The sequence below is a fragment of the Streptomyces cellostaticus genome (assembly GCF_001513965.1).
Lineage (GTDB): Bacteria > Actinomycetota > Actinomycetes > Streptomycetales > Streptomycetaceae > Streptomyces > Streptomyces cellostaticus.
In genome coordinates, this window is sequence record NZ_KQ948019.1 from 185,885 (window position 1) to 212,007 (window position 26,123).

Consider the following 26,123-nt stretch of genomic DNA (forward strand, 5'->3'; position numbering starts at 1 on the left):
CTCAGACGGTAGACGGCGGCAGCGGCAGTGGCAGCCCGGGTAGTCCGTCCAGGCTGGTCGCGATGTGCTCCTTCTTCGTGAAGTACGCGCTCAGCGAGGCGTCGTCCTCGCGTGCGAAGCGCTTTCCATGCAGGTCACGGTCCTCCTCGTAGGCCATGTAGGGGACCGCGTAGCCGCAGGTGTCCCGCACCAGTTCGGCGTGGACGACGATGATCGCGCGCAGCCCGTGCAGGCTCGGGTCGATGCCCGGGAAGTGGGGGAGCAGCTCCTTGAAGCGCGGGTCGTCCCGGAAGACCGGCTCGCCCCGGCCGTGCACCCGCACGATGTTCGGCGGACCCTGGAAGGCGCACCACATGAGGGTGATCCGGCCGTTCTCCCGCAGGTGCGCGACGGTCTCGGCGTTGGACCCGGCGAAGTCGAGGTACGCCACGGTGCGTTCGTCGAGCACGGCGAAGGAGCCCTTGAGGCCCTTGGGGGAGAGGTTGACGGTGCCGTCGCCGGAGAGCGGCGCGGTCGCCGTGAAGAAGAGGGGCTGCTCCTCGATGAACGTCCGGAGCCTGCCGTCTATGCGCTCATAGGTCTTTCCCATGTCTGACGATGATCGACGGAAGTCGTTCGCGTGTCTAACGAATTTCCGGAACTGCTCGGCCGGATCCATCGCGGCCGCCCCGGCCGGCGCTTCCTCGGGGCGGCCACGGCTGCCTGTCAGCTCACTTGGTGAGCGTGCAGGCGGCCAGCGCGTCCAGCCCGGTCGGCTTGGTCCCCTTGCGGCCGATGGAGAGGGCGATGCGGTCGATGGTGGAGACCCGCTTGTCCTTCAGCGGGCCGAGGATCGCGTTGTTGACGAAGTTCGGCCCGCCCTGGCCCACGGTGTTCGCCAGCCGTGTGTTGGCCTCCTGGATCTGGGTCTGGAGGAGGGCGAGGTTGCGGTCCACCTCGGCCTTCGCGGAGGCCGGGACGGCCGGCAGCCTGGAGGCCACGTCCGGGCAGGTGATCGTGCCCGCCGCGCTGCTGCTGCCGGCCGCCGTGCCGCCGCCCGACTGCTGGTTCGCCCCGGTGCCCGGAGCGGCAGGGGCGGACGCCTTGCCGCCGCCTGCGTTCGCACCTGCGGCCCCGCCCGCGTTCAGGGCGCACGGCGCCAGCGCGTCCAGCCCGGTCGGCTTGGTCCCCTTGCGGCCGATGGAGAGGGCGATGCGGTCGATGGTGGAGACGCGCTTGTCCTTGAGGGGGCCGAGGATCGCGTTCTGCACGAAGTTGGGTCCGCCCTGGCCCACGGTGTTCCTCAGCCGTGTGTTGGCCTCCTGGATCTGGGTCTGGAGGAGGGTGAGGTTGCGGTCCACCTCGGCCTGGGCGGAGGCCGGAATCGCGGGCAGCTGCGACTTCACGTCGGGGCAGGTGATGGTGCCGGGGCTCGCGAGGGTGCGGGCGTCGGTGGCGCCGTTGCTCTTGGCGGGCGTCCCGGCGAGGGCGGAACCGGCGATCACCGCGCCGGAGAGCACCACGGCGGCAGCGCCGCCGATGATCGCCACGCGACGCTTGTTGTACTTCGGAAGTGCCCTGGACATGCGACTGCCTCACTTGGGTCAGGAGTGGGTTGTGATCAACGCGGCGCCAGCGTTCGGTGGGGAGTACGGGAAAGCGGTTGCCGTTGTTCAAGCGACCCGAGAATTGACGAATCATGCAGAGCTCTGCATACTCATGCATGTCAGTGAATGCAGTGTGAGGAGAAACCCGTGACCGAGCGCGTCGTACTCGCCTACTCGGGCGGTCTGGACACCTCCGTCGCCATCGGCTGGATCGCCGAGGAGACGGGCGCCGAGGTCATCGCCGTTGCGGTGGACGTCGGCCAGGGCGGCGAGGACCTGGACGTCATCCGCAAGCGCGCCCTCGCCTGCGGCGCCGTCGAGGCCGAGGTCGCGGACGCCAAGGACGAGTTCGCCGACGAGTACTGCCTCCCGGCGATCAAGGCCAACGCCCTCTACATGGACCGCTACCCGCTGGTCTCCGCCCTCTCCCGGCCGACGATCGTCAAGCACCTGGTCGCCGCCGCCCAGAAGCACGGCGCCACGACCGTCGCCCACGGCTGCACCGGCAAGGGCAACGACCAGGTCCGCTTCGAGGCCGGCATCGTCGCCCTCGCCCCCGACCTCAAGTGCATCGCCCCGGTCCGCGACTACGCGATGACCCGGGACAAGGCGATCGCTTTCTGCGAGGAGAAGCAGCTCCCGATCGCCACCACCAAGAAGTCCCCGTACTCCATCGACCAGAACGTCTTCGGACGCGCGGTCGAGACGGGCTTCCTGGAGGACATCTGGAACGCGCCGATCGAGGACATCTACGAGTACACGCAGAACCCGGCCGTGGCCCGCGATGCCGACGAGGTGATCATCACCTTCAAGGAGGGCGTCCCGGTCGCGATCGACGGCAAGCCCGTCACCGTCCTGCAGGCCATCCAGCAGCTCAACGAGCGCGCCGGAGCCCAGGGCATCGGCCGGATCGACATGGTCGAGGACCGGCTCGTGGGCATCAAGTCCCGCGAGGTGTACGAGGCTCCGGGCGCGATCGCCCTGATCACCGCCCACCAGGAGCTGGAGAACGTCACCGTCGAGCGCGAGCTGGCCCGCTACAAGCGGCAGGTCGAGCAGCGCTGGGGCGAGCTGGTCTACGACGGCCAGTGGTTCTCCCCGCTCAAGCGCGCCCTGGAGGGCTTCATCGACGAGGCCAGCCAGCACGTCTCGGGCGACATCCGGATGACCCTGCACGGCGGCCGCGCGGTCGTCACCGGCCGGCGCTCCGAGTCGTCCCTGTACGACTTCAACCTCGCCACCTACGACACCGGCGACACCTTCGACCAGGCGGCGGCCAAGGGCTTCATCGACATCTACAGCCTGTCGTCGAAGATCGCGGCCAAGCGTGACCTCGCATAAGCAGCCAACGCACATTCCGTAACTCTCTAGGAGCAACCCAAGTGAGCAGCAACAGCGGTGACGTACGGCTCTGGGGCGGCCGTTTCGCCGACGGTCCCGCCGAGGCCCTGGCGAAGCTGTCCGCGTCCGTCCACTTCGACTGGCGGCTCGCGCCCTACGACATCGCCGGTTCGCGCGCCCACGCGCGCGTGCTGCACAAGGCGGGCCTGCTCACCGAGGACGAGCTGACGCGCATGATCGCCGGGCTCGACCAGCTGGAAGCGGACGTGGCCGACGGCTCCTTCGTCGGCACCATCGCCGACGAGGACGTCCACACCGCCCTGGAGCGCGGCCTGCTGGAGCGCCTCGGCCCGGACCTCGGCGGCAAGCTCCGCGCCGGCCGGTCGCGCAACGACCAGGTGGCGACCCTCTTCCGGATGTACCTGCGCGACCACGCCCGGATCATCGGCGGTCTGATCGCCGAGCTCCAGGACGCGCTGATCGGCCTCGCCGAGGCCCACCCGGACGTGGCGATGCCCGGCCGTACCCACCTCCAGCACGCCCAGCCGGTGCTCTTCGCCCACCACGTCCTGGCCCACGTGCAGTCCCTGTCCCGGGACGCCGAGCGGCTGCGCCAGTGGGACGAGCGGACGGCCGTGTCGCCGTACGGCTCGGGCGCCCTCGCGGGCTCCTCCCTCGGCCTGGACCCGGAGGCGGTCGCCGAGGACCTCGGCTTCGAGCACGGCAGCGTCGGCAACTCCATCGACGGCACGGCCTCCCGTGACTTCGTCGCCGAGTTCGCCTTCATCACCGCGATGATCGGGGTCAACCTCTCCCGCATCTCCGAGGAGATCATCATCTGGAACACGAAGGAGTTCTCCTTCGTGACCCTGCACGACGCCTTCTCCACGGGCTCGTCGATCATGCCGCAGAAGAAGAACCCGGACATCGCCGAGCTGGCGCGCGGCAAGTCGGGCCGCCTCATCGGCAACCTGACGGGCCTCATGGCGACCCTGAAGGCCCTGCCGCTCGCCTACAACCGCGACCTCCAGGAGGACAAGGAGCCGGTCTTCGACTCCTGCGACCAGCTGGAGGTGCTGCTGCCCGCCTTCACCGGCATGATCGCCACCCTCACGGTCCACCGCGAGCGCATGGAGGAGCTGGCCCCGGCCGGCTTCTCGCTCGCCACCGACATCGCCGAGTGGCTGGTCAAGCAGGGTGTGCCGTTCCGGGTGGCGCACGAGGTCGCGGGGGAGTGCGTGAAGGTCGCCGAGGCCGAGGGCAAGGAGCTGGACGAGCTCACGGACGAGCAGTTCACGAAGATCTCCGCCCACCTGACCCCCGAGGTCCGCTCCGTTCTCAACGTCCCCGGCGCCCTCGCCTCCCGGAGCGGCCGCGGCGGCACGGCACCCAGCGCGGTCGCCGTCCAGCTCGCCGAGGTCAAGTCGGACGTGGCGGCACAGCACGAGTGGGCGACGGCCAAGCAGGGCTGAGCACCCGCAGCAGAGCAAAAAGGGCCCGGACACTCCGTCCGGGCCCTTCGTGCTGCCCGGACCGCTCGATAACGGATGAGATTCGGCCACTGTCCAAAACCTTGACGCTTGCGTACCCGGAGGTAACTATTCCGGTTACTGGTTCGGCATTGCCGAACGCCGGTCGATCACAGTCGAGCATGAAAGGGACGTCATGCGCGCGAGACGTACACGACGGACAGCCCGCCTCCTCGCCGTCACCGCGGTGGCCGCGCTCTGCGCTCTCGGCCTCACGGCCCCCGCGAGCGCAGCCGACACCCCGCCGCCCGGCGCCAACGACTGGTCCTGCAAGCCGGACTCGACGCATCCACAGCCGGTGGTCCTGGTGAACGGCACCTTCAAGACCTCGTACGAGAACTGGCTGACCCTGTCGCCCGCGCTCGCGCAAGCCGGTTACTGCGTCTTCTCCTTCGAGTACGGCGACCTGGAGACCGCCCCGATCCCGGACTCCGCGGCCGAACTGCGTGACTTCGTGAACGCCGTGCTCGGCGCGACCGGCGCCAAGAGGGTCGACATCGTCGGCCACAGCCAGGGCGGCATGATGCCCCGCTACTACGTGAAGTTCCTCGGAGGCGCGACCAAGGTCGACGACCTCGTCGGCATCGTGCCCTCCAACCACGGCACCTCCAACCCGCTCGCCCTCGCCGCCGGCGCCACCGTGTGCCCTTCCTGCGTCGACCAGACCGCGGGCTCGGACTTCCTGCAGAGGCTCAACTCGGACCCCGAGACCCCGGTCGGCCCGGACTACACGGCGATCGCCACCCGCTACGACGAGGTCGTGCTGCCGTACACCAGCGCCTTCCTCGACGGCCCGGCCGCCCATGTGACCAACGTGCTGCTCCAGGACCGCTGCCCGCTCGACATCACCGAACACGACCAGGCGCCCAAGTCCCCACTGGTGGAGCAGTGGGTGCTCAACGCCCTGGGGCGGAAGGGGCCGGCCGACCCCGCCTTCGTGCCGCGCTGCGTCAGCACGGGCTGAACCGCACCGGGCTGGGTAGATTGGTGCAGAATCAGCCTCCGCCGATCGTGCAGGGAGTTCGCATGCCGTTCAGCCGCCTGGCCGCCGCGACCACACCCACCGCGCACATCGGACTCGGCCTGGCCGCCGTCGGCCGACCGGGCTACATCAACCTCGGCCGGGAGGACGACCTCCCGGCCGAGCGCACCGTGGACGCCCTGCGCGACCGCACCCATGAGCTGCTCGACGCCGCCTACGCCCAGGGCGTGCGCTACTTCGACGTCGCCCGCTCCTACGGCCGCTCCGAGGAGTTCCTCGCCGACTGGCTGAACGCCCGCCCGGACATCGACGACGTGGTCGTCGGCAGCAAGTGGGGCTACACCTACACCGCCGGCTGGTCCACCGACGCCGAACAGCACGAGGTGAAGGACCACAGCCTGGCGACGTACGAGCGGCAGCGCGCCGAGACCGACGCGCTGCTCGGCGACCGGCTCGACCTCTACCAGATCCACTCGGTGACCCCGGACAGTCCCGCCCTCACCGACAAGGAACTCCACGCCAGGCTCGCCGAAGCGGCCGCCGAGGGCCTCAGTATCGGCTTCTCCACCAGCGGCCCCGCCCAGGCCGACGCGATCCGCGCCGCCCTCGAGGTGACGGTCGACGGCGAGCCCCTCTTCCGTACCGTCCAGTCGACGTACAACGCCCTGGAGACCTCGGCGGGACCCGCGCTCGCCGAGGCGCACGACGCCGGACTGACCGTGATCGTCAAGGAGGGCATGGCCAACGGCCGGCTCGCCGCGCCGCACGCCCCGGACGTGCTGAAGGCCGTGGCCGAGGAGACCTTCCTCGGCTGCGACGCCGTGGCGCTCGCCCTGATCCTGCGCCTGCCCTGGACAGGTGTCGTCCTCTCCGGCGCGGCGACCGTCACCCAGCTCGCCTCCAACCTCCACGCGCCCGTCGTGGACCTGGACGTGGACCAGCTGGCCCGCCTCGCCACCCTGGCCGAGGACCCGCGTGCCTACTGGGAGCGGCGCGGACAGCTGCCCTGGCACTGACAGCCACCCGCACTGACCAGCGGCGATGAGTCACGCACGCCTACGATGAGACAAAGATGTCTCACGTGGGCTACCCTTGTCTCATGGCCCTGGATCGTGACCATGTGCTGCGCAGCGCAGCCGCCCTGCTGACCCGCAAGTCCACGGCGACCATGGACGAGGTCGCCAAGGCTGCCGGAATCAGCCGGGCCACGCTGCACCGCCACTTCGCCGGACGCGACGCCCTGGTACGGGCACTGGAGGCGCTCGGCATCGCGGAGTGCGAGGCGGCGCTGGAGAGAGCCCGGCCGGAGGAGGGATCCACGGCCGAGGCCGTACGCCGGCTGGTGCGTGAGATCCAGCCGGCCGCAGGGCTGCTCGCCTTTCTGTACGGCGAGAGTCAGCTGTGGGAGGGCGACCGGCAGAACGACGGCTGGCAGCGGCTCGACACCCGGATCGGCGCCCTGTTCCAGCGCGGACAGCAGAGCGGCGAGTTCCGCATCGACCTCACTCCCGTCTGGCTCACCGAAGCCCTGTACGGCCTGATCGCCTCCTGCGCCTGGGCCACTCTGGACGGCCGCGTGGCCTCCCGGGACTTCCCCACCATGGTCGCCGAACTGCTGCTCGGCGGCGCTCTACGAAGAGAGGAATCATGACCAGCACCCTGCAGCCGGCTCGCGCGGCGGAGGTGGAGAAGCGCCAGGGCCGCTGGCTCGCGCTCTCCGTCCTCGTCCTGGCCGTGCTGCTGGTGGCCGTCGACGCCACCGTCCTCGGCCTGGCGACGCCCTACATCAGCGAAGACCTCGACCCCTCCGGCACCCAGCTCCTGTGGATCGGTGACGTCTATTCCTTCGTCATCGCCGGTCTGCTGGTCTCCATGGGCAGCCTCGGCGACCGCATCGGCCGCAAGCGGATCCTGCTCGTCGGCGCCACCGCATTCGGCGCGATATCCGTCCTGAACGCCTACGCGACGACCCCCGAGCTGATGATCCTGGCGCGGGCCCTGCTCGGTGTCGCGGGCGCCACCCTGATGCCCGCCACCCTCGCCCTGATCCGCAACCTCTTCCACGACCCGCGCGAGCGCAGCCTCGCCGTCGGCATCTGGGGCGCCACGGCGTCCGCCGGCACAGCGGTCGGCCCCATCGCGGGCGGATTCCTGCTCGAACACTTCTGGTGGGGCTCGGTCTTCCTCATCAACCTGCCGGTGATGGCGGTCCTGGTCCTCGTCGGCATCCGCACGCTGCCCGAGTCCCGCAACCCGAACCCCGGCCCCTGGGACCTGACCAGCGTCGTCCTGTCGCTCGTCGGCATGATCGCCGTCGTGTACGCGGTCAAGGAGGCCGCCACCCACGGCTTCACCCTGCCCACGCTCGCGGCGGCTCTGCTGGGGGCGACGGCCCTGTACGGCTTCGTGCACCGCCAGCTCACCATGCCGGCCCCGCTGCTGGACATGCGCCTGTTCCGGAGCCGTGGCTTCAGCGGAGCGGTCCTCGCCGACCTGCTGACCGTGCTCGGCATGTCGGGGCTGGTGTTCTTCCTCTCCCAGTATCTGCAACTCGTCCAGGGCAGGCGCCCGTTCGAGGCGGGCCTGGCCGAACTGCCCGCCGCCGTCGGCGCGGTGGCGGCCGGCCTGGTCGCGGGCCGCACGGCCCGGCGCTTCTCGGTCCGGGCGGTCGTCTCCGGCGGTCTGGCGGCCGTGGGCGTGGCCCTCGCCGTCCTCACGACCGTGGGCCGGTCGACGGGCTACCCGGTCCTCGGCGCCGCACTCCTGGTCGTCGGCATCGGTGCCGGCTTCTCCTTCACGGTGACGGCCGACGTGATCCTCTCCAGCGTCCCCAAGGACCAGGCGGGCGCCGCCTCCGCGGTCTCCGAGACGGCATACGAACTGGGCGCGGCCCTCGGCATCGCCCTGCTCGGCTCGATCGTGACCGGCGTCTACCGCGACTTCACGGGCCCGGCCGGAACCCCGGCAGCGGCCCACGAGTCACTGGGCGCAGCGGTCGAGGCATCGGCGAACATGCCCCCGCACACGGCCCAGGCCCTCCTGGACGCGGCCCGCGGATCCTTCGTCCACGGCCTGCAGATCGCCTCCGGCGCAGGAGCGGCAGTCCTCCTGGCAACGGCGGCGGCAGCATGGTTCCTGCTGAAGAACCAGAAACTGGAAAGCGCCGGGTGACCGGAGCTACCCAGGGGCGCGGGGAACTGCGCGAACCACCACAACGCACCCGCACCCGAGAACCGGCCGACCGCCAAAGGCGCTAGGCGGCCTTGGCCTTCGTCGCGTACATGTCCACGTACTCCTGCCCGGACAGCCGCATCACCTCAGCCATCACGGAATCGGTCACAGCCCGCAGCACATACCGATCCCGATCCATCCCCTCGTACCGGGAGAACTCCATCGCCTCACCGAACCGCACGGTCACGCGGCCGGGCCGCGGCATCCCCGCACCGCCCGGCTGCAACTTGTCCGTCCCGATCATCGCGAAGGGAACCACGGGCGCGCCCGTCATCAGCGTCAGCCGCGCGATACCGGTACGCCCCCGGTACAGCCGTCCGTCCGGTGACCTCGTGCCCTCGGGGTAGATGCCGAAGATCCTGCCCTCCTCCAGCACGCGCCGCCCGGTCATCAGCGCAGCGACCCCGCCGCGACCGCCGTCGCGGTCCACCGGGATCATGCCGACGCCCGTGAAGAACCAGGCCATGAGCCGGCCCTTGAAACTCTTGCCGGTGACGTACTCGTCCTTGCCGATGAAGACGACCTGACGGTCGCAGACCAGGGGCAGGATCATCGAGTCGATGAAGGTCAGGTGATTACCGGCCAGAATGACCGGTCCCTCCCCGGGGATGTGCTCCACGCCCTCCACCTGTGGGCGGAACATCAGGCGCATGATCGGTCCGAGCACTGCCTTGATGAGCGCGAAGCGGGACAACGGGTCCTCCGATGTCGAGGGAAGCGATATGTGTCTGTGCAGGTGAGGACATTACTCGCGGCTACGGGGGATGCGCACATCGGGTACGCCCGGTTCACCGAGGTCTTACGCATTGTTGACGCGGGTTTACCTGCGGTGGCGCGCCGGAGTCCGCGTGACGCTCCGGCGACGATGTGACGGACATCGCGCGGAGCCCTCACTCTCCGGGTACCCGGCTCGCTCCCGTCGATGCCGACGGACCGTCACCTCTCGCCGCGCACACGCCATACGGTGTCACCCACGTGTTCGATCCGAGGTCTCCCGTCCGTCATGTGGACCGTCCTACGATCGGCGCGCACGGAAGCGGCAGGACGGCAGGAGGGCGCTCATGGACGGCGACCAGGCGAACGGGCAGAAGCAGGGAACGGGACGGCGGGCGCTGCTCGGCGCAGCGGTGCTCGGCGCGGGCGGAGCGGTCCTCGGACTGTCCGGCGCCGCCAGAGCGGCCGAGCCCCGGACCGCCGCGCACGGCGGGCGCGGGCTGAAGAGCCTGCCGGTGCCGACGATCATCGGCCACCGGGGTGCCAGCGGCTACCGCCCCGAGCACACCTTCGGCTCGTACAACCTGGCCCTCGACCTCGGCGCCGACGTCGTCGAGGCGGGCGACCTGGTGCCCACCAAGGACGGACACCTCGTCTGCCGCCACGAGCCGGAGATCGGCGGCACCACGGACGTCGCCGCGCACCCAGAGTTCGCCGACCGCAAGACCACCAAGCTCCTCGACGGCGTCTCCACCACCGGCTGGTTCACCGAGGACTTCACCCTCGCCGAGCTGAAGACGCTGCGTGCGGTCGAGCGCATCCCGGCCAATCGGCCGCACAACACCCTCTACAACGGGCGGTGGGAGATCCCCACGTTCGAAGAGGTCCTGAAGTGGCAGGACGAGCAGACCCGCAAGCGCGGCAGGCAGGTCTGGATCTACCCCGAGACCAAGCACCCCACCTACTTCCGCAAGCTGGGCCTCGGCCTGGAGGAGCGGGTGGCGAAGCTGCTGCGCAAGTACGGCAAGGACACCCGGAACTCGCCGGTCATCCTGCAGTCCTTCGAGCCGAGCAGCATCCAGAAGCTGAACCAGCTGGTCGACAACCCGCTGGTGGTCCTGCTCTCCTCGGCCGCCGGCCGTCCCTACGACTTCGTCGAGGCGGGCGACCCGCGCACGGTGGCCGACCTGATCACGCCGAAGGGCCTCAGGGAGATAGCCGGCTACGCGCAGGGCATCGGCCCGACGCTGGACCTGATCATCCCGAAGAACGCCGACGGGACCCTGGCCGAGCCGACCACGCTGGTCGCCGACGCGCACAAGGTGGGCCTGATCCTGCACCCCTACACCATGCGCAACGAGAACCCCTTCCTCCCGGCCGAGTACCGCAAGGGCACCGACGCGGACGCCTACGGTGACGTCTTCGGCGCCTTCAGGACGTACTTCGCGACCGGCATCGACGGCGTCTTCACCGACAACGCCGACACCGGCGTGCTCGCCCGCGCCGACTTCCTGGCCGGCTGAGCCCGCCGGCCCGTCAACGGCGAGGCCGTACGGCCCCCCGTTCGGGCTGACTCCGCGCCGCCCCGGAAACCTGCCACCGGGTCGGCGCGTCGTTCCGCATATGACGGACGACCTGGTAGCCGCCCTGCACCCGCTGCTCACCGCCGAAGCCTCCGCAGAGGCATATGCCTCCGGCGGTGAGCCGGGCGACCTGGAGCAGGCCGTCTGGCTCCGCCTGCTGGAGCGTCTGGAGTCCGACGGGCCGCCGCTGGACCCGCAGGGCTGGCTGCGCAAGGCCGTACGCGCCGAGGCTCGCCGCAGCCGTCGCACTGCTCGCCTGGAACGCCCCTATGACACCGAGCCGGCCGACGACACCCGCCCCGGACCCGAGCAGCTCGCCCTCACCGCCGCTCGCCACCGTGCCCTGCGCGACGCGGTCCGCCGCCTGCCTGGCCGGTGCCCCCGTCTCATGGAGGCGCTGCTCTCTCCGAAGGACCTGACATACCGGGAGATCGCGGGGGAGTTGGGTATCTCACAGGGCAGTCTCGGCCCGGAACGCTCCAGATGTCTGGGATGTCTGCGGCGATTGCTCACGCCGGAGGTTGCGGCCCGCGAAGCGCGGGGATAGGAGTGAGGAACAACAGGTGATCAGGTGAGCGGGAGGCATGCGCACATGGGCATGAGCGTGACCATCTCGGTGGCGACCGAGCAGGACGCGGAGCAGATCTTCAGGCTCCAGTACCTGTGCTTCCAGAGCGAGGCGGCGCTGTACGGCAACTACCGCATCGACCCCCTCGTTCAAACCCTCGACTCGGTGCGCCAGGAAGTCGGCTCCGACTGCGTCTTCGTAGCCCGCCTCGGAGACGAGGTGGTCGGCTCGGTGCGCGGCAGGGTGGCCGAGGACGGAGCGGCCGCCATCGGCAAGCTCTGCGTCCACCCGCGCCTGCAGGGCCACGGCATCGGCGCGAGGCTGCTGCGCGCGGCCGAAGCGGCGTTGGCGCAGGAGCGGGGTGCCACCAGGTTCCGCCTCTTCACCGGCCACCGCAGCGAGGGCAACCTCCGCCTGTACCGCCGTGTCGGCTACGAGACGGTCGGCAGGTCCAAGGGCGCGGACGGCGTGGAGATGATCGTCCTGGAGAAGCCGGCGGGGGCTTTCGTTCAAACGGCGTGAGGGAAGTGCCCTGAAGGGGCGCGGCGAACTGCGCGACCAGCCACGACGGGCCGGCAGTCGCCGGCGCTCCTCAGGCGCCCCTTCGCTCCCGCGCTTTGCGCAACCAATACATCGCGGAAAGCGGCAGCAGCACGGGAATGAAGACGTACCCCATGCCGTAATCGGACCACACGGTCGCGTCCGGGAAGGCCGATCGGTCGACCAAGGTCCACGTACCGACGAGAAGCACACCCGCAAGCTCGGCGGCGCAGCACACCAGTGCCGCCCGCCGGGCCGTCTCCCCGCCCCGGACCAGCGTGTACGTGATGAACCCGTACACGACCCCGGCCACGGCCGACAAGGAGTACGCCAGCGGCGCCCGCTGGAAGTCCGTGGCGATCTGGTACGCGGAACGCGACACCGCCCCGACCACCATCACGCCGTAGAACCAGACGAGCAGCATCCCCGGCCCGCTGATCAACCGGGCCGGCTTCTCCTCCAGTGCCGTCATCTCAGCCTCCCCAGATGTCATAGAGCCGCACCTCCAGCACGGCCAGCACCACACCGCCGGCCGCCACCGTCACCGAGCCCCAGCGTGTCCGCTCGGCCAGTGACATGAAGCCCGCCGCCGGCACGCACGCGAACGCGCCCAGCAGATACGCCACGAAGATCGTCGTGCCCTGCTCCGGCTTCTCGCCCCGCACCAGCAGCACGATCCCGACCACCAGCTGGATCACGGCCAGCAGCGACACCACGGCCATGCCGATGAAGTGCCAGTCCTTGGTCGGCTGGTCCCGGTGGGCGGCCCAGCCGCACCAGGCGGCGAGCAGCAGCGCGGCGACCCCGGTCACCAGCGTCAGGGCATTGAGCATGCGGTGACCTTATTACGGCCGAAATGGCCCGACGCCGCCGACCCCGTCGTACACCGTAGGGTCTAGACCATGACGATCCACGCGCACGCCCTCCTGTTCGACAACGACGGCACCCTCGTCTCCTCCCTCGACTCCGTCGAGCGCTGCTGGACGCGCTGGGCGCGGGAGTACGGCATCACGGCCGAGGAGTTCGGGCGCGTGGAGCTGCACGGGCGGCCCGCGGCCGAGATAGTCGCCGATCTGCTGCCCGCCCACGTGGTCCCGGAGGCCGTCGCGCGGGTCGAACAGCTGGAGGTGGAGGACGTGCCCGACGGGGGCGTGCAACTCCTGCCCGGGACGCGCGAGTTCCTCGACTCGCTCCCCGCCGACCGCTGGGCCGTCGTCACCTCCGCCACCCGCCGGCTCGCCGAGGCCCGCCTCGACGCCGTCGGCATCCTGCCCAAGACGCTCGTCGCCGCCGACGACATCACCCGCGGCAAGCCCGACCCCGAGCCCTATCTGCTCGCCGCCCGGCAGCTCGGCGTGGACCCGGCCCGCTGTGTCGTCTTCGAGGACGCCCCGGCCGGACTCCAGGCGGGGCGCGCGGCCGGAATGACCACCGTGGCCTTGGCCACAACCCACCGGGCCGAGGAGCTGGACGCCGACCTGGTGGTGCAGGACCTGTCGGCCTTGTCCGCGCTGGTCACCGCCGAGGGCGTGGAGATCTCCGTTCGCAGCTGAGAACTGTCCGCTGCTGTCCAGCATGCGGACAGCGGCGGCCTGTCAGCACCGTAGGTCTGGTTTACTGATCGCATGACCACGACGAGCAGCCGCACCCTTGCGACCGAGGCGACCCTGACGCCCGGTGCTCGTTGTCTGTGTCGCATGATGCGCCGAATGTGCGCCTTCTAGAGGGCCCCCGCACCATCTGAGCCTCGCGCCCCGAAGCGAGAGCCGTGGCCTGTCCGACGCCGAGTTCCCGGCAGACGGACTGACGCCCGAAGCGCACACGAAGTTCTCCCCGGTTCACCGCCACAGCGAGAACCGTGCCGCGTCCCTGAACGAATGCAATGCATGCACCCGTGCCCGGGCACACCCACGCCCGCGCACTCGACAGTGACGGAATCCCAGTGATCACCACATCGGGCCTGACCAAGGTCTACCGCTCCCGCGGCCGAGACGTCACCGCCCTCGACGGTGTCGATCTCCACGTCCGCGAAGGCGAGGTCTACGGCGTCATCGGCCAGTCCGGCGCCGGAAAGTCCTCTCTCATCCGCTGCGTCAACCTGCTGGAGCGTCCGACATCCGGGACGGTGAGCGTCGCCGGACAGGACCTCACCGCGCTCGCCGGGCGCGGACCCCGCGCCGGCAAGGAACTGCGCCGGGCGCGCAGCCGGATCGGCATGGTCTTCCAGCACTTCAACCTGCTGTCCTCGCGCACCGTGCAGGACAACGTCGAGCTGCCGCTCGAAATCCTCGGCACGTCGGGCAGGGAGCGTTCCCGCAAGGCGCTCGAACTCCTCGACCTGGTCGGCCTCGCCGACAAGGCCAAGGCCTACCCCGCCCAGCTCTCCGGCGGCCAGAAGCAGCGCGTCGGCATCGCCCGCGCCCTCGCCGGCGACCCCAAGGTGCTGCTCTCCGACGAGGCCACCAGCGCCCTCGACCCGGAGACCACCCGCTCCATCCTCCAGCTGCTGCGCGACCTGAACCGGCAGCTGGGCCTGACCGTCTTGCTCATCACGCACGAGATGGACGTGGTGAAGTCGGTCTGCGACTCCGCCGCCCTGATGGAGAAGGGCCGGATCGTGGAGTCCGGCACGGTCAGCGAGCTGCTGGCCACCCCGGGCTCCGAACTGGCCGCCGCGCTGTTCCCGGTGGGCGGCGAGGCCACCGGCGCCGACCGCACCGTCCTCGACGTCACCTTCCACGGCGAGGCCGCCACCCAGCCGGTCATCTCCCAGCTCTCGCGCACCTACAACATCGACATCTCGATCCTCGGCGCCGCCATCGACACCGTCGGCGGCCTCCAGATCGGCCGTATGCGCATCGAACTGCCCGGCCGCTACGAGGACAACGTGGTGCCGATCGGGTTCCTGCGCGAACAGGGCCTGCAGATCGACGTCGTGGGCCAGGAGCCCGTGCTGGTGAAGGAAGGTGCCAAGTGACCTGGACTGATTGGTCTGCGATGCAGCCGCTGCTGTCCCAGGCGTGTAGCGAGACGTTCAGCATGGTGGCCTGGTCCACCCTGATCGCCGTCGCCGCCGGCCTTCCGCTCGGCGTCCTCCTCGTCCTCACCGACCGGGGCGGCCTGTTGCAGAACGTCGTCGCCAACAAGGTGATCGGGCAGGTCGTGAACGTCGGCCGGTCGATGCCGTTCATCATCCTGATGGTCGCGCTGATGAGCTTCACCCGCTGGGTCACCGGCACGACGATCGGCACCACCGCCGCGATCGTGCCGCTCGCCATCGGCGGCATCCCGTTCTTCGCCCGCCTGGTCGAGACGGCCGTCCGCGAAGTGGACAACGGTCTCGTCGAGGCTGTGCAGGCCATGGGCGGCAACACCTGGACGATCGTCCGCAAGGTCCTCGTCCCGGAGGCGCTGCCCTCGCTGATCGCCAGCACGACCACCACGATCATCGCCCTGATCGGCTACTCCGCCATGGCCGGCACGGTCGGCGGCGGCGGCCTCGGCGACCTCGCCGTCCGCTACGGCTACCAGCGCTTCGAGACCCAGCTGATGTGGATCACCGTCGCGATCCTCGCCGTCGTCATCTCGCTCATCCAGTTCGCCGGTGACTTCGCGGCCCGCTCCCTGCACAGCCGCGGCGGCCGCTCCGGCCCCGCGCCGAAGCTGCGCGCGCTGAAGGCCAAGGAGCCCGAGGCCGCCGACGTCACCAAGGTCGCCTGAGCACACCCCTGAACTCCCCGCCCACCCGACGCGGGGCCGCTCCACCCCTTAGGAAAGGCACTTTTCGTGCGTAACACCGCCAAGCTCACCACCGCCGTCCTCGCCGCCGGAGCCCTCACCTTCGGGCTCACCGCCTGCGGCTCCGGCAACGACTCCGCCGGCTCCTCCGACTACAGCGGCCCGCTGGTCGTCGCCGCGAGCCCGACCCCGCACGCCGAGATCCTGAACTTCGTCAAGAAGAACCTGGCGAAGAAGGCGGGCCTCGACCTGGAGGTCAAGGAGTTCACCGACTACATCACGCCGAACACGGCGACCGAGGACGGCTCGGTGGGCGCCAACTACTTCCAGAACCAGCCGTACCTGGACGACTTCAACAACAAGCGCGGCACCCACATCGTGCCCGTCGTCACGGTGCACCTGGAGCCGCTCGGCCTCTACTCCCACAAGGCGAAGAACGTCAACGCCCTCAAGAGCGGTGCGACCGTCGCCGTCCCGAACGACGCCGTCAACGAGGCCCGCGCCCTCAAGCTGCTCGCCGCGGGCGGGCTCATCACCCTCAAGTCCGGCGTCGGCAACGAGGCCACCCCGCAGGACATCGCCAAGAACCCCAAGAACCTCAAGTTCAAGGAGGTCGAGGCGGCCCAGACCCCGCGCTCCCTGGACGACGTGGACGCGGCCGTCGTCAATGGCAACTACGCCATCTCCGCGGGCCTCAAGCCCGCGACGGAAGCCCTCGTGCTGGAGTCCGCGAAGAACAACCCGTACGGCAACTTCCTCGCCGTGAAGAAGGGCAACGAGAAGGACCCGCGGGTCAAGAAGCTCGCCAAGCTCCTCACCTCGCCCGAGGTCAAGAAGTTCATCGAGGACAAGTACCAGGGCTCGGTCATCGCGTCCTTCTGAGCCGGCTGATCGACAGGGGGATCGACTCATGCGCAAGACCGTCGTGATCGCGGTGGCCGCGGCCGTGTCCCTCGGCCTCACCGCCTGCGGCGCGGGCTCCGCTTCCGGCAAGGGCGGTGGCAAGGACGGCACCCTCGTCGTCGGCGCCACCGCCGTCCCGGCCGGCGAGGTGCTCACCTACGTCAAGGACCACCTCGCCGCCAAGGCGGGCCTGAAGCTGGAGATCAGGGAGTTCACGGACTACGTCCTGCCGAACACCGCGCTCCAGGAGGGCTCGCTGGACGCGAACCTGTACCAGAACCAGCCGTACCTGGACGACTTCAACAAGTCCAAGGGCACGGACCTGGTGTCGGTGGTGAAGCCCTACCTGCCGCCCATGGGCGTCTACTCCAAGAAGGTCACGGACGTCACCGAGCTCGCCGGCGGAGCCACCGTGGGCGTGCCGGGCGACACCACCAACGAGGGCCGCGCCCTCAAGCTCCTGGCCGCCGGCGGTCTCATCGGGCTGAAGGCGGGCGCCGGCCCGGACGCGTCCCCCAAGGACGTCACGTCCAACCCCCGGCACCTGAAGTTCAAGGAGCTGGAAGCCGCCCAGCTGCCGCGCTCGCTCGACGACCTGGACGCGGCGGTCATCAACAACAACTACGCCCAGGACGCGGGCCTCAGCCCCACCAGGAACGCGATCCTGCTGGAGTCGGCGAAGGACAACCCCTACGCCAACCTCCTCGCCGTCAAGCGCGGCAACGAGGACGATCCGCGGGTCAGGAAGCTCGCCGAGCTGCTCGTCTCGCCCGAGGTGAAGAAGTTCATCGAGGACAAGTACAAGGGATCCGTCCTGCCGGTGGCACAGAGCTGACGGCACGTATACGGCGTATCGCCACGCACGGGGTCCACTCCTTCACCCGGGGTGGGCCCCGTCGTGCGGTTCAGTGGTTTCATGCTGCATGCTGGGCAGTTCAGCGGGCCCGCCCTGGCGGTCCTGATGCTCTCTCAAGTTTTTTCCGAAGGTTACGGAGCGGCGCATGACTAGCACCTTCCCCACCATCTCCATCAGCACGGAGCGGTTGGTGCTGCGTCCCCTCGACGAGGACGACGTGCCGGCCCTGGCCGAGATGATGAACGACGAGCAGGTCGGCGCCTGGACCGACGTCCCCCAGCCGTACACCGAGCGCGGCGCCCGGCGCTGGATCACCGAGTACGCCCCCGCCGAGCGCATAGCGGGCCGTGGCCTCGACCTCGCGGTCACCGAGTTCCTCACCCAGCGCCTGGTCGGCATCGTCCAGCTCGCCAAGACCAACTGGCACATCCGGTCCACCGAGATGTCGTACATCATCGCCCCCTGGGCGCGCGGCGAGGGCTACGCCTCCGAGGCCGCCCTCGCCACCGCGCAGTGGCTCTTCGGCGACCAGAAGTTCGAGCGCATCGAGCTGCGCACCGCCGCCGACAACACCGCCGCCCAGCAGGTCGCCCAGAAGATCGGCTGCATCAGCGAGGGCGTGCTGCGCAACGCCTGCATAGTCCACCACCGCACCGAGGACGGCACCTGGACCGACGTGCGGACCGACTACATCGTGTGGAGCCTGCTCCCGGAGGACCTGGAGGGCGCCGACGAGCAGCTCGGCGACACCGGCGGCTTCGGGTCGTACTCCGACTGGAACTGACCTCCGCGAGGCGCGCCCACCACCGCCTGCGGCCCCGCCCCACCGCGCGTCCGCTACCTTCACCAGGTACGCTCACGGAGCCTGCCCACAGGCCCCATACCCCTGACGACCTGCGAAAACATGGAGACTGACGACGATGGCCGACCGGGTCACGGTGATCGGCTGGGACGGCTCGCCGCTGACCGACGCGGCACGCGCCGCCCTCGGCGCCGCCACGCTCGTGGCGGGCGCGGCCCACCACCTGGCGCTGCCCGAGGTCCCGCCCGCCGCCGAGCGCATCCGGCTCGGCAGCCCCGGCCTGGCCGCCCGCCGGATCGCCGCCCACCGCGGCACCGCGGTCGTGCTCGCCGACGGCGACCCCGGCTTCTTCGGCGTCGTACGGACCCTGCGCGCACCCGAGTTCGGCCTGGAGGTCGAGGTCGTCCCCGCCGTCTCCTCCGTCGCCGCCGCCTTCGCCCGCGCCGGTATGCCGTGGGACGACGCCCAGGTGGTCGTCGCCCACCCGCGCACCCTGCGCCGGGCCGTGAACGTGTGCCGAGCCCACACCAAGGTCGCCGTCCTCACCTCACCCGGCGCCGGGCCCGCCGAACTCGGCCTGCTCCTGGACGGAGTCCACCGGACCTTCGTCATCTGTGAGGAACTGGGCACCGAACGCGAGCAGGTCACCGTCGTCACCTCCGACAAGGCCCCCGACCACACCTGGCGCGACCCGAACGTCGTCATCGTCATCGGCGGACCCACCGGACCAGGTGTCGCCACCGAGGGCGGCGGCTGGATCGCCGGACGCGACCCGGGCGTCGGCCCGCGCGGCTGGGTGCAGCGAGACGATGAGTACGCGGCGTACGCGGCGTACGGCGGCGGCCTCGGCGAAGGGGAGACGGGGCTCCTGCGGGCCGCCCAACTTGCCCGCCTCGGACCCCGGATCGGCGACCTCGTCTGGGACATCGGCTCGGGCAGCGGCGCGTTCGCCACCGAGGCCGCACGCGCCGGAGCCGCCGTCATCGCCGTCGACCGCGATCCCGGCGCCTGCGCGCGCACCGAATCGGCCGCGCGTCGCTACGGCGTCCAGCTCCAGGTCGTGCCGGGCACCGCCCCGCAGGTCCTGGAAAACCTGCCCGAACCGGACGTCGTACGGGTCGGCGGCGGAGGAGCGGCCGTGGTCTCCGCGGTCGCCGACCGCCGCCCGCAGCGCATCGTCACCCACGCCGCGACCCGCGACGAGGCCGAACTGGTCGGCCGCGGCCTGACCGAGCACGGATACCGGGTCGAGTGCGCCCTGCTGCAGTCCGTGGAACTCGACACCAGGGCCTGGACGGAGACCGAGCGGAACGTTGCGTTCCTGCTCACAGGGGAATTGCCGCGACGCGAAGCGCCTCGCTGAGGGGTGGCGGCCGGGCGACGGGCGGGCCCTGCCGGATCGTGCCCCGTGATCCGGTTGTCGTACTGCGCGCGGTAGGCTGGCCGATCGTTGTACCGCACCGGTGGCCCGGAACTTCGTTCGCCAATGTCCGGAAAACGCGCCCGTTTTGGGGTGGGTGTGGTACGGCAGAACCCGAGGACGCGCAACGTGGCGCAGTCCACAGCGGGCTGTCGCGGATCATGCTGTCGCGATGGCGGAACGGCCGGGACAATGCCACTGAATGGCTTTGTCGCCTTTTTGGGCGGGTCGTTCGTGCCGCTGGGCACGCACGCTCGTTCTTCACTACGGGGCGGTCGGTGCGCCGTCCCGGGTGAGCAGGTCGAAGGAGCACTAACCGATGGGCGAGGGGTACGCATGACCGACACCGGCCAGGTCCCGGCCGAGGGGCAGCCGGAGAGCGTAGGCATGGTGGAACAGCCGGGCGTCCCTGCGCACGGCGCGTACACCTACCTCTCCGAGACACCCGCCGAGGACGAAGACCTGCTGCTGCCGGGTGCCCAGGGCGCGTGGGGCAACGAAGTGCAGCCACCCGCCCCGGAACCGGTCGTCGAGGCCGTCCACGAGCCGGGCCCGCACGAGACGGCCGGCCGGGACAGCGGTTCCGTCGACCTCAGCGGCGTCCGGCTGCCGAATCCGGCGCCGGCGTCCGTGCCCCCGTCACCCATCCTCTCGGCCTCGCACGACCCGGCGGCGGCCGCCCAGCCGCCGCGCAGGCCGCTGCACCTCGGGCCGCCGATCCCCGACGCCTCCGCCAGCCCGGTCCGCTCCCTCGCCGACCGCGGGCCCGCGGGCGCGCCGGTACGGCAGCCGGGGCCGCCCACGACCGGCCCCGAGTACCTCGATGTCCAGCCACTGCGCGACATGGCCCCGCAGAACGCGGCCCCCTGGGGTGCCGCACCTGCGGCCGTGGCCCAGGTCGGCACTGAGGCACCGGCTGCGGAAACGGTTAGTCCGGCCGTCGGGCCCTTCGCCGACCCGGCCGACGCCGCCGTGGCCCGCCTCGCGACACAGGCGGTCGCCGAGACGCCGGGCGAGGGCGTCCCGGAGCCGGTCCAGACCGACGTCGTCCACGGCCATGACGCTGTGTACCCCGCTCCGGCGGGGCAGGGTCCCGAGGGCGCCCCGGTTCCGACTGAGGCCGGGCAGGAGGCTCAGGTCGCGCCCGTCGCGCCCGTCGCGCAGGAGTCGGCCGAGGCCGTGGCCGGTGCCGAGAGCGCGCCCGTGCCCGAGGCGCCGGCGGTGCCGGAGGTCGTACAGCAGGCCGACGGTGTCGTACCGGCGCCGCCGGCCGGGGAGGCCGACCACGGTGCCGAGGCCGCGGTGGTCGTGGAGACTCCGGCCGGTGCCCAGGTGACTCCTGCTCCCGTCCAGGAGACGCCGGGCGAGGTCGTACCGGGACCGGCTGCGCAGGTCGCGCAGGCCCCGGAGGCCGTTCAGGTGCCCGAGCCCACCGTGCCGGACGAGAGCGTGCAGCTGCAGCCGGTCGAGGGCGCGCAGCTCGCCGACGCCGCGCAGGCACAGGGTGCCGACGGCGCGGAGGCGGCGAGCGGTGCCGTGGTGGCCGAGGCCGTGCCGCAGGCTGCGGATGCCGTTGCGGATGGGCTCGCGGCGCAGGTTGCGGGTGCCGTTCAGGTCGAGGCTGTGCCTGAGGTTGCGGGTGTCGCGGTGGCCGAGGCCGTGCCTCAGGTTGCGGATGTCGTTCACGTCGACCCGGTGCCTCAGGTTGCGGGTGCCGTTCAGGTCGACCCGGTGCCTCAGGTTGCGGGTGCCGTTCAGGTCGAGGCCGTGCCTGAGGTTGCGGGTCCCGTTCTGGTCGAGGCCGAGCCTCAGGCCGCGGGTGCCGTCCAGCCTCAGGGTGTGGCCGAGGAGGCCGACGCCGTCGCGGCCCATGGTCCGGCCGAGGGCGTTGACGCGGTCGCCGCCCAGGCCGTGCCCCACGCTGCCGATGCCGTCCCCGTCGAGGGTGTGGTCCCCGCCGCCGCACCGGCCGCCATCCCGCTTGCTCCCCAGGCTGTGGCCGAAGCCGCCGGTGTCGTTCCGGTGCCGGCCGATCCGCAGGTCCCCGGCGCCGTAGCGGCCCAGGCCGCGGCCGCCGGACCCGCTGCCGCCGCCGAGGGCGCTCCCGCCCCCGAGCCCGCGCAGGTACCCGCGGCCGACCCGGCCGCCGCCCCTGGCCAGGCGCCCGCCGCCATGGACCCCGCGCAGGCCGCCGAGCCCGCAGTGGCCCCCGAGCCCCTCGCGGCCGCCCCCGACGCGGAGGGGTCGCAAGCCGAGCCCGTCGTCTCCCCGGAGCAGGACGCCGTACAGGCCGCGCCCGTCGCCGTCGGCGCACCCGCGGCCACCGAGGTGCCCGAGCCGGCCCTCCTCCAGGCGCAGGGCCCGCAGCTGGCCGGAACCGTCCCGACCGAGGGTGAGGCCGTGGCCGCCGCGCAGGAGTCGCCGGAGCCGACCCCCGCTCAGGAGACGGCCCAAGGCGAGGGCGTCCTCGCCGCCCCGGCCGGCCCGCAGCTCCGGTCCGCCGCGGGTGAGCCCGCCGTACAGCAGGGCGACCGCGGGCAGCAGGCGCCCGACGCCGACGCCGACCCCCTGCCCTCCGGCGTCCCGCCGGAGGCGCACCCCGAGCAGCCGCTCGGGCAGTTCGTGCCGGTCGAGGGCTCGGTGCCGACCACTCCGCACCTGGCCCCGACCCCGCCCCAGCCGCTCGTGCTGCCCGCCCAGGAGCGGCAGGAGCCCGTGGCCACGGTCCCGGCGCCCCGCGAGGCCGAGCCCGCCACCGCACCGGCCGCGCCGGACGGCGAGCACGCCCCCGATCTCGTACAGCACGCGGAGGACCTGGAGACCAGGGCCGCCGACAAGGAAGAAAGCACGGCCGCAGTGGAAGAACGACAGTCCACCGGGCCGGCCGCGCCCGCCTACGACGACGCCGAGCGCGAGGCCGTCCTGAAGGTGATGCGCGAGCGTCGCGACATCCGCAACGGCTTCCGCAGCGACCCGATCCCGCACGAGGTGCTGCTGCGTGTCCTGGAGGCGGCCCACACGGCCCCGTCCGTGGGCCACTCGCAGCCCTGGGACTTCGTCGTCATCCGGTCCGCCGAGACGCGGCAGACCATGCACGAACTGGCTCAGCGTCAGCGCGAGGCATACGCCAAGTCGCTGCCCAAGGGCCGGGCCAAACAGTTCAAGGAACTGAAGATCGAGGCCATCCTCGACACCCCCGTGAACATCGTCGTCACCGCGGACCCGACCCGCGGCGGCCGCCACACCCTCGGCCGGCACACCCAGCCGCAGATGGCGCCGTACTCCTCGGCGCTCGCCGTCGAGAACCTCTGGCTCGCCGCGCGGGCCGAAGGCCTCGGCGTCGGCTGGGTCAGCTTCTTCGACGAGCGGGAGATGGTCCGCGCGCTCGGCCTGCCCGAGCACCTGGAGGTCGTCGCCTACCTGTGCGTCGGGTACGTCGACGAGTTCCCGGACGAGCCCGAGCTGATGCAGGCCGGCTGGTCCAAGCGCCGCCCGCTGTCCTGGGTGGTGCACGAGGAGACGTACGGCCGACGCGCCCTGCCCGGAGAGGAACCCCACGACCTGCTTGCCGAGACCGTCGCACAGATCCGCCCGCTCGACGCCAAGGCACTCGGCGAGGCCTGGGAGCGCCAGAAGCGCATGACCAAGCCGGCCGGTGCGCTGGGCATGCTGGAGATCATCTCCGCGCAGCTGTCCGGGCTGTCCCGGCAGTGCCCGCCGCCGATCCCGGAGCCCGCGGCCGTCGCCATCTTCGCCGGCGACCACGGTGTCCACGCCCAGGGCGTCACCCCGTGGCCGCAGGAGGTCACCGCCCAGATGGTGGCCAACTTCCTGGGCGGGGGAGCGGTCTGCAACGCCTTCGCCGGGCAGGTCGGCGCCGAGGTGTGCGTCGTGGACGTCGGTGTCGCCGCCGACCTGCCGGCCACGCCCGGTCTGCTGCCCCGCAAGATCCGCGGCGGCACGTCCGACATGACCACCGGCCCCGCGATGACCCGCGAGGAGGCCAAGGCTGCCATCGAGGTGGGCATCGAGACCGCCCGCGACCTGGTGGCGGCAGGCAACAAGGCGCTGCTCACCGGCGAGATGGGCATCGCCAACACGACGGCGTCCGCCGCGCTGATCTCCGTCTTCACGGGCGCCGACCCGGCCGAGGTCACCGGCCGGGGCACCGGCATCAACGACGAGACCCTGGCCCGCAAGACCGAGGTCGTCCGTCGTGCCCTGGAACTCCACCAGCCGGACCCGGCCGACCCCGTCGGCGTCCTCGCGGCCATCGGGGGCTTCGAGCACGCGGCCATGGTCGGCCTGCTCCTCGGCGGCGCCTCGCTGCGTACGCCGGTGATCCTGGACGGCGTCAGCGCCGGTGCCGCGGCCCTCGTCGCCCGCGCGATCGCGCCCGAGGTCCTCGCGGCCTGCATCGCCGGCCATCGCAGCGCCGAGCCCGGCCACGTGGCCGCCCTCAACAAGCTGGGCCTGCGCCCCCTGGTCGACCTCGACCTCCGCCTCGGCGAGGGCACGGGCGCGCTCCTGGCCCTGCCGCTGGTACAGAGCACGGCCCGGGCGATGCACGAGGTGGCGACCTTCGATTCGGCGGGGGTCACCGAGAAGTAGGGGGCGGCAGCTCCGGGTTCCTTATCACGGGCCGGTGGTTGTGGGCAGTCGTTCCTCCCCCAGTGCCTCAAAGGCCTGGGGGACCCCCAGGGCGGAACGGGTGGGCACAACCACCCACAGCCGCGCAGCCGGCGACGTTGCCCAGCCACCGGACAGCTGAGCCGCCCCTCCCCGCGCCAACGTAAAATCCGCACGTCAGGGCCACCGCAAAGCCGCAGAAGCCTCGCACTGCACAGCCCCAAGGAGGAGCCGCCCCTCATGGCCGAACACCCCGCCTACCCCGTAGGCCTCCGCCTCTTTGGCCGCCGCGTGGTCGTCCTCGGCGGCGGCCAGGTCGCCCAGCGCCGTCTGCCCGCACTGATCGCGGCAGGCGCGGACATCGTGCTCGTATCCCCCGAGGCCACCCCGTCCGTGGAGGCGATGGCGGACGCGGGCGAGATCACCTGGGAGAAGCGTCCCTACGCGGACGGCGACCTCGCAGCGGCCTGGTACGCCCTCATCGCCACCAGCGACCCCGAGGCCAACTCCCGGGCCTCCGCCGAAGCGGAGCGCCACCGCGTCTGGTGCGTCCGCTCCGACGACGCCGACCTGGCGACGGCCTGGACCCCGGCCACCGGAACCAGCGCGGGCGTGACGGTGGCCGTCCTGACCACGGACGCCCGCGGCCGCGACCCGCGCCACACCGCCGCCATCCGCGACGCCGTGGTCGAGGGCCTGCGCGACGGCACCCTCGTCGCCCCGCACCACCGCACCCGCACGCCCGGCGTGGCCCTGGTCGGCGGCGGCCCCGGCGACCCGGACCTGATCACCGTCCGCGGCCGCCGCCTCCTCGCCGAGGCGGACGTCGTCATCGCCGACCGCCTCGGCCCCCGCGACCTGCTCGCCGAACTCCCCTCGCACGTCGAGGTCATCGACGCCGCGAAGATCCCGTACGGCCGCTACATGGCCCAGGAGGCCATCAACAACGCGCTCATCGAGCACGCCAAGCAGGGCAAGTCCGTCGTGCGGCTCAAGGGCGGCGACCCGTTCGTCTTCGGCCGGGGCATGGAGGAGGTCCAGGCGCTCGCCGAGGCCGGCATCGCGTGCACCGTCGTGCCCGGCATCTCCAGCTCGATCTCCGTGCCGGGCGCGGCCGGCATCCCGGTCACCCACCGGGGTGTCGCCCACGAGTTCACCGTGGTCAGCGGCCATGTCGCCCCGGACGACGAGCGCTCCCTGGTCGACTGGCCGTCCCTGGCCAAGCTCACCGGCACGCTTGTGATCCTCATGGGCGTGGACAAGATCGGGAAGATCGCCGAGACGCTCGTCGCGCACGGCAAGTCGCCCGAGACCCCGGTCGCCCTCGTCCAGGAGGGCACGACGGCCGCGCAGCGCCGCGTGGACGCGACCCTCGCCACGGTCGCCGGGACCGTACGCGCCGAGGACGTGAAGCCTCCCGCGGTCATCGTCATCGGCGAGGTCGTGAACGTCGGCCCGGAGCCCGCGGCTTGATGCGTTTGCCCTTGCCGGCGGGGCCGGCGCGTAACCCGGGGTAACACAACCCGTTCCCAGCCGTTGGCAGCACACCCAGGACAAGGCAGTATCACCCTGTGGCCGATCTCATCACCGTTGAGGATCCCGACGACCCGCGCCTGCGCGACTACACGGGCCTGACCGACGTCGAACTGCGCCGCAAGCGCGAGCCGGCCGAGGGCCTGTTCATCGCCGAGGGCGAGAAGG

At 71.3% G+C, this 26,123-nt stretch carries 23 protein-coding genes; 18 read left to right on the plus strand and 5 right to left on the minus strand.

Annotation, left to right across the window (positions count from 1 at the left end; translation table 11 throughout):
- Window position 1 precedes the first annotated feature (1 nt).
- Both AQI88_RS12370 and AQI88_RS12375 read right to left on the minus strand, forming a co-directional pair.
- On the minus strand, window positions 2-589 hold the full coding sequence (locus AQI88_RS12370) for a pyridoxamine 5'-phosphate oxidase family protein (RefSeq protein WP_066996615.1): 588 nt from the start codon (window positions 587-589) through the stop codon (window positions 2-4).
- A gap of 121 nt (window positions 590-710) precedes the next feature.
- On the minus strand, window positions 711-1,565 hold the full coding sequence (locus tag AQI88_RS12375; RefSeq protein ID WP_208615768.1) for a hypothetical protein: 855 nt from the start codon (window positions 1,563-1,565) through the stop codon (window positions 711-713).
- 168 nt (window positions 1,566-1,733) lie between these two features.
- Between AQI88_RS12375 and AQI88_RS12380 the strand changes: the two genes are divergently transcribed.
- The 6 genes from AQI88_RS12380 (at window position 1,734) to AQI88_RS12405 (ending at window position 8,609) form a co-directional block, all read left to right on the plus strand.
- Window positions 1,734-2,927, plus strand: coding sequence for an argininosuccinate synthase (locus AQI88_RS12380; RefSeq protein ID WP_066996618.1), 1,194 nt, complete (start codon window positions 1,734-1,736; stop codon window positions 2,925-2,927).
- A 41-nt stretch (window positions 2,928-2,968) separates the two neighbouring features.
- A complete protein-coding gene (gene argH / locus AQI88_RS12385; RefSeq protein ID WP_066996621.1) occupies window positions 2,969-4,399 on the plus strand; it encodes an argininosuccinate lyase in 1,431 nt (476 codons plus the stop codon).
- 193 nt (window positions 4,400-4,592) lie between these two features.
- Entirely contained in the window at window positions 4,593-5,420 is an 828-nt protein-coding gene (locus AQI88_RS12390; RefSeq protein ID WP_066996624.1) for an alpha/beta fold hydrolase, read from the plus strand.
- A gap of 62 nt (window positions 5,421-5,482) precedes the next feature.
- Window positions 5,483-6,454: an aldo/keto reductase gene (locus tag AQI88_RS12395; RefSeq protein WP_066996627.1), complete on the plus strand. Its 972-nt coding sequence runs from the start codon at window positions 5,483-5,485 to the stop codon at window positions 6,452-6,454.
- Window positions 6,455-6,537: 83 nt separating this feature from the next.
- The gene (locus tag AQI88_RS12400; RefSeq protein WP_066996629.1) at window positions 6,538-7,089 is read left to right on the plus strand and encodes a TetR/AcrR family transcriptional regulator; all 552 of its coding nucleotides are present in this window, start codon (window positions 6,538-6,540) and stop codon (window positions 7,087-7,089) included.
- On the plus strand, window positions 7,086-8,609 hold the full coding sequence (locus AQI88_RS12405; RefSeq protein ID WP_066996632.1) for an MFS transporter: 1,524 nt from the start codon (window positions 7,086-7,088) through the stop codon (window positions 8,607-8,609). The genes AQI88_RS12400 and AQI88_RS12405 overlap by 4 nt, the downstream gene beginning before the upstream one ends.
- Before the next feature lie 82 nt (window positions 8,610-8,691).
- On the opposite strand, the gene AQI88_RS12410 is transcribed toward AQI88_RS12405, so the two are convergent.
- The gene (locus AQI88_RS12410; protein ID WP_066996635.1) at window positions 8,692-9,363 is read right to left on the minus strand and encodes a lysophospholipid acyltransferase family protein; all 672 of its coding nucleotides are present in this window, start codon (window positions 9,361-9,363) and stop codon (window positions 8,692-8,694) included.
- A 367-nt stretch (window positions 9,364-9,730) separates the two neighbouring features.
- Here AQI88_RS12410 and AQI88_RS12415 point away from each other — a divergent pair, with 367 nt between their 5' ends.
- From AQI88_RS12415 to AQI88_RS12425, 3 genes are all read left to right on the plus strand, one after another.
- Entirely contained in the window at window positions 9,731-10,906 is a 1,176-nt protein-coding gene (locus AQI88_RS12415; RefSeq protein ID WP_066996638.1) for a glycerophosphodiester phosphodiesterase, read from the plus strand.
- A gap of 100 nt (window positions 10,907-11,006) precedes the next feature.
- The gene (locus AQI88_RS12420) at window positions 11,007-11,513 is read left to right on the plus strand and encodes an RNA polymerase sigma factor (protein ID WP_066996641.1); all 507 of its coding nucleotides are present in this window, start codon (window positions 11,007-11,009) and stop codon (window positions 11,511-11,513) included.
- 45 nt (window positions 11,514-11,558) lie between these two features.
- The gene (locus tag AQI88_RS12425; protein WP_066996646.1) at window positions 11,559-12,056 is read left to right on the plus strand and encodes a GNAT family N-acetyltransferase; all 498 of its coding nucleotides are present in this window, start codon (window positions 11,559-11,561) and stop codon (window positions 12,054-12,056) included.
- A gap of 70 nt (window positions 12,057-12,126) precedes the next feature.
- Here the strand turns inward: AQI88_RS12425 and AQI88_RS12430 are convergent, their stop codons facing one another.
- Both AQI88_RS12430 and AQI88_RS12435 read right to left on the minus strand, forming a co-directional pair.
- The gene (locus AQI88_RS12430; RefSeq protein WP_066996649.1) at window positions 12,127-12,546 is read right to left on the minus strand and encodes a hypothetical protein; all 420 of its coding nucleotides are present in this window, start codon (window positions 12,544-12,546) and stop codon (window positions 12,127-12,129) included.
- Window position 12,547: 1 nt separating this feature from the next.
- The gene (locus AQI88_RS12435; protein WP_066996652.1) at window positions 12,548-12,907 is read right to left on the minus strand and encodes a hypothetical protein; all 360 of its coding nucleotides are present in this window, start codon (window positions 12,905-12,907) and stop codon (window positions 12,548-12,550) included.
- A 69-nt stretch (window positions 12,908-12,976) separates the two neighbouring features.
- Between AQI88_RS12435 and AQI88_RS12440 the strand changes: the two genes are divergently transcribed.
- The 9 genes from AQI88_RS12440 (at window position 12,977) to cobA (ending at window position 25,895) form a co-directional block, all read left to right on the plus strand.
- Window positions 12,977-13,627, plus strand: a complete 651-nt coding sequence (locus AQI88_RS12440) for an HAD family hydrolase (RefSeq protein ID WP_066996655.1) — start codon at window positions 12,977-12,979, stop codon at window positions 13,625-13,627.
- A 389-nt stretch (window positions 13,628-14,016) separates the two neighbouring features.
- Window positions 14,017-15,051, plus strand: coding sequence for a methionine ABC transporter ATP-binding protein (locus tag AQI88_RS12445; protein ID WP_066996658.1), 1,035 nt, complete (start codon window positions 14,017-14,019; stop codon window positions 15,049-15,051).
- 20 nt (window positions 15,052-15,071) lie between these two features.
- Entirely contained in the window at window positions 15,072-15,794 is a 723-nt protein-coding gene (locus tag AQI88_RS12450; RefSeq protein ID WP_066996661.1) for a methionine ABC transporter permease, read from the plus strand.
- Between the two features lie 66 nt (window positions 15,795-15,860).
- Entirely contained in the window at window positions 15,861-16,694 is an 834-nt protein-coding gene (locus AQI88_RS12455; protein ID WP_066996664.1) for a MetQ/NlpA family ABC transporter substrate-binding protein, read from the plus strand.
- Window positions 16,695-16,722: 28 nt separating this feature from the next.
- A complete protein-coding gene (locus AQI88_RS12460) occupies window positions 16,723-17,550 on the plus strand; it encodes a MetQ/NlpA family ABC transporter substrate-binding protein (protein ID WP_066996667.1) in 828 nt (275 codons plus the stop codon).
- 166 nt (window positions 17,551-17,716) lie between these two features.
- Window positions 17,717-18,355, plus strand: a complete 639-nt coding sequence (locus AQI88_RS12465; RefSeq protein WP_066996670.1) for a GNAT family N-acetyltransferase — start codon at window positions 17,717-17,719, stop codon at window positions 18,353-18,355.
- A gap of 136 nt (window positions 18,356-18,491) precedes the next feature.
- Window positions 18,492-19,736, plus strand: coding sequence for a precorrin-6y C5,15-methyltransferase (decarboxylating) subunit CbiE (gene cbiE / locus AQI88_RS12470; RefSeq protein WP_066996671.1), 1,245 nt, complete (start codon window positions 18,492-18,494; stop codon window positions 19,734-19,736).
- 393 nt (window positions 19,737-20,129) lie between these two features.
- Window positions 20,130-24,404, plus strand: a complete 4,275-nt coding sequence (gene cobT, locus AQI88_RS12475) for a nicotinate-nucleotide--dimethylbenzimidazole phosphoribosyltransferase (protein WP_066996674.1) — start codon at window positions 20,130-20,132, stop codon at window positions 24,402-24,404.
- A 258-nt stretch (window positions 24,405-24,662) separates the two neighbouring features.
- Window positions 24,663-25,895: a uroporphyrinogen-III C-methyltransferase gene (gene cobA / locus AQI88_RS12480; RefSeq protein ID WP_066996677.1), complete on the plus strand. Its 1,233-nt coding sequence runs from the start codon at window positions 24,663-24,665 to the stop codon at window positions 25,893-25,895.
- The last annotated feature ends 228 nt before the right edge of the window (window positions 25,896-26,123 follow it).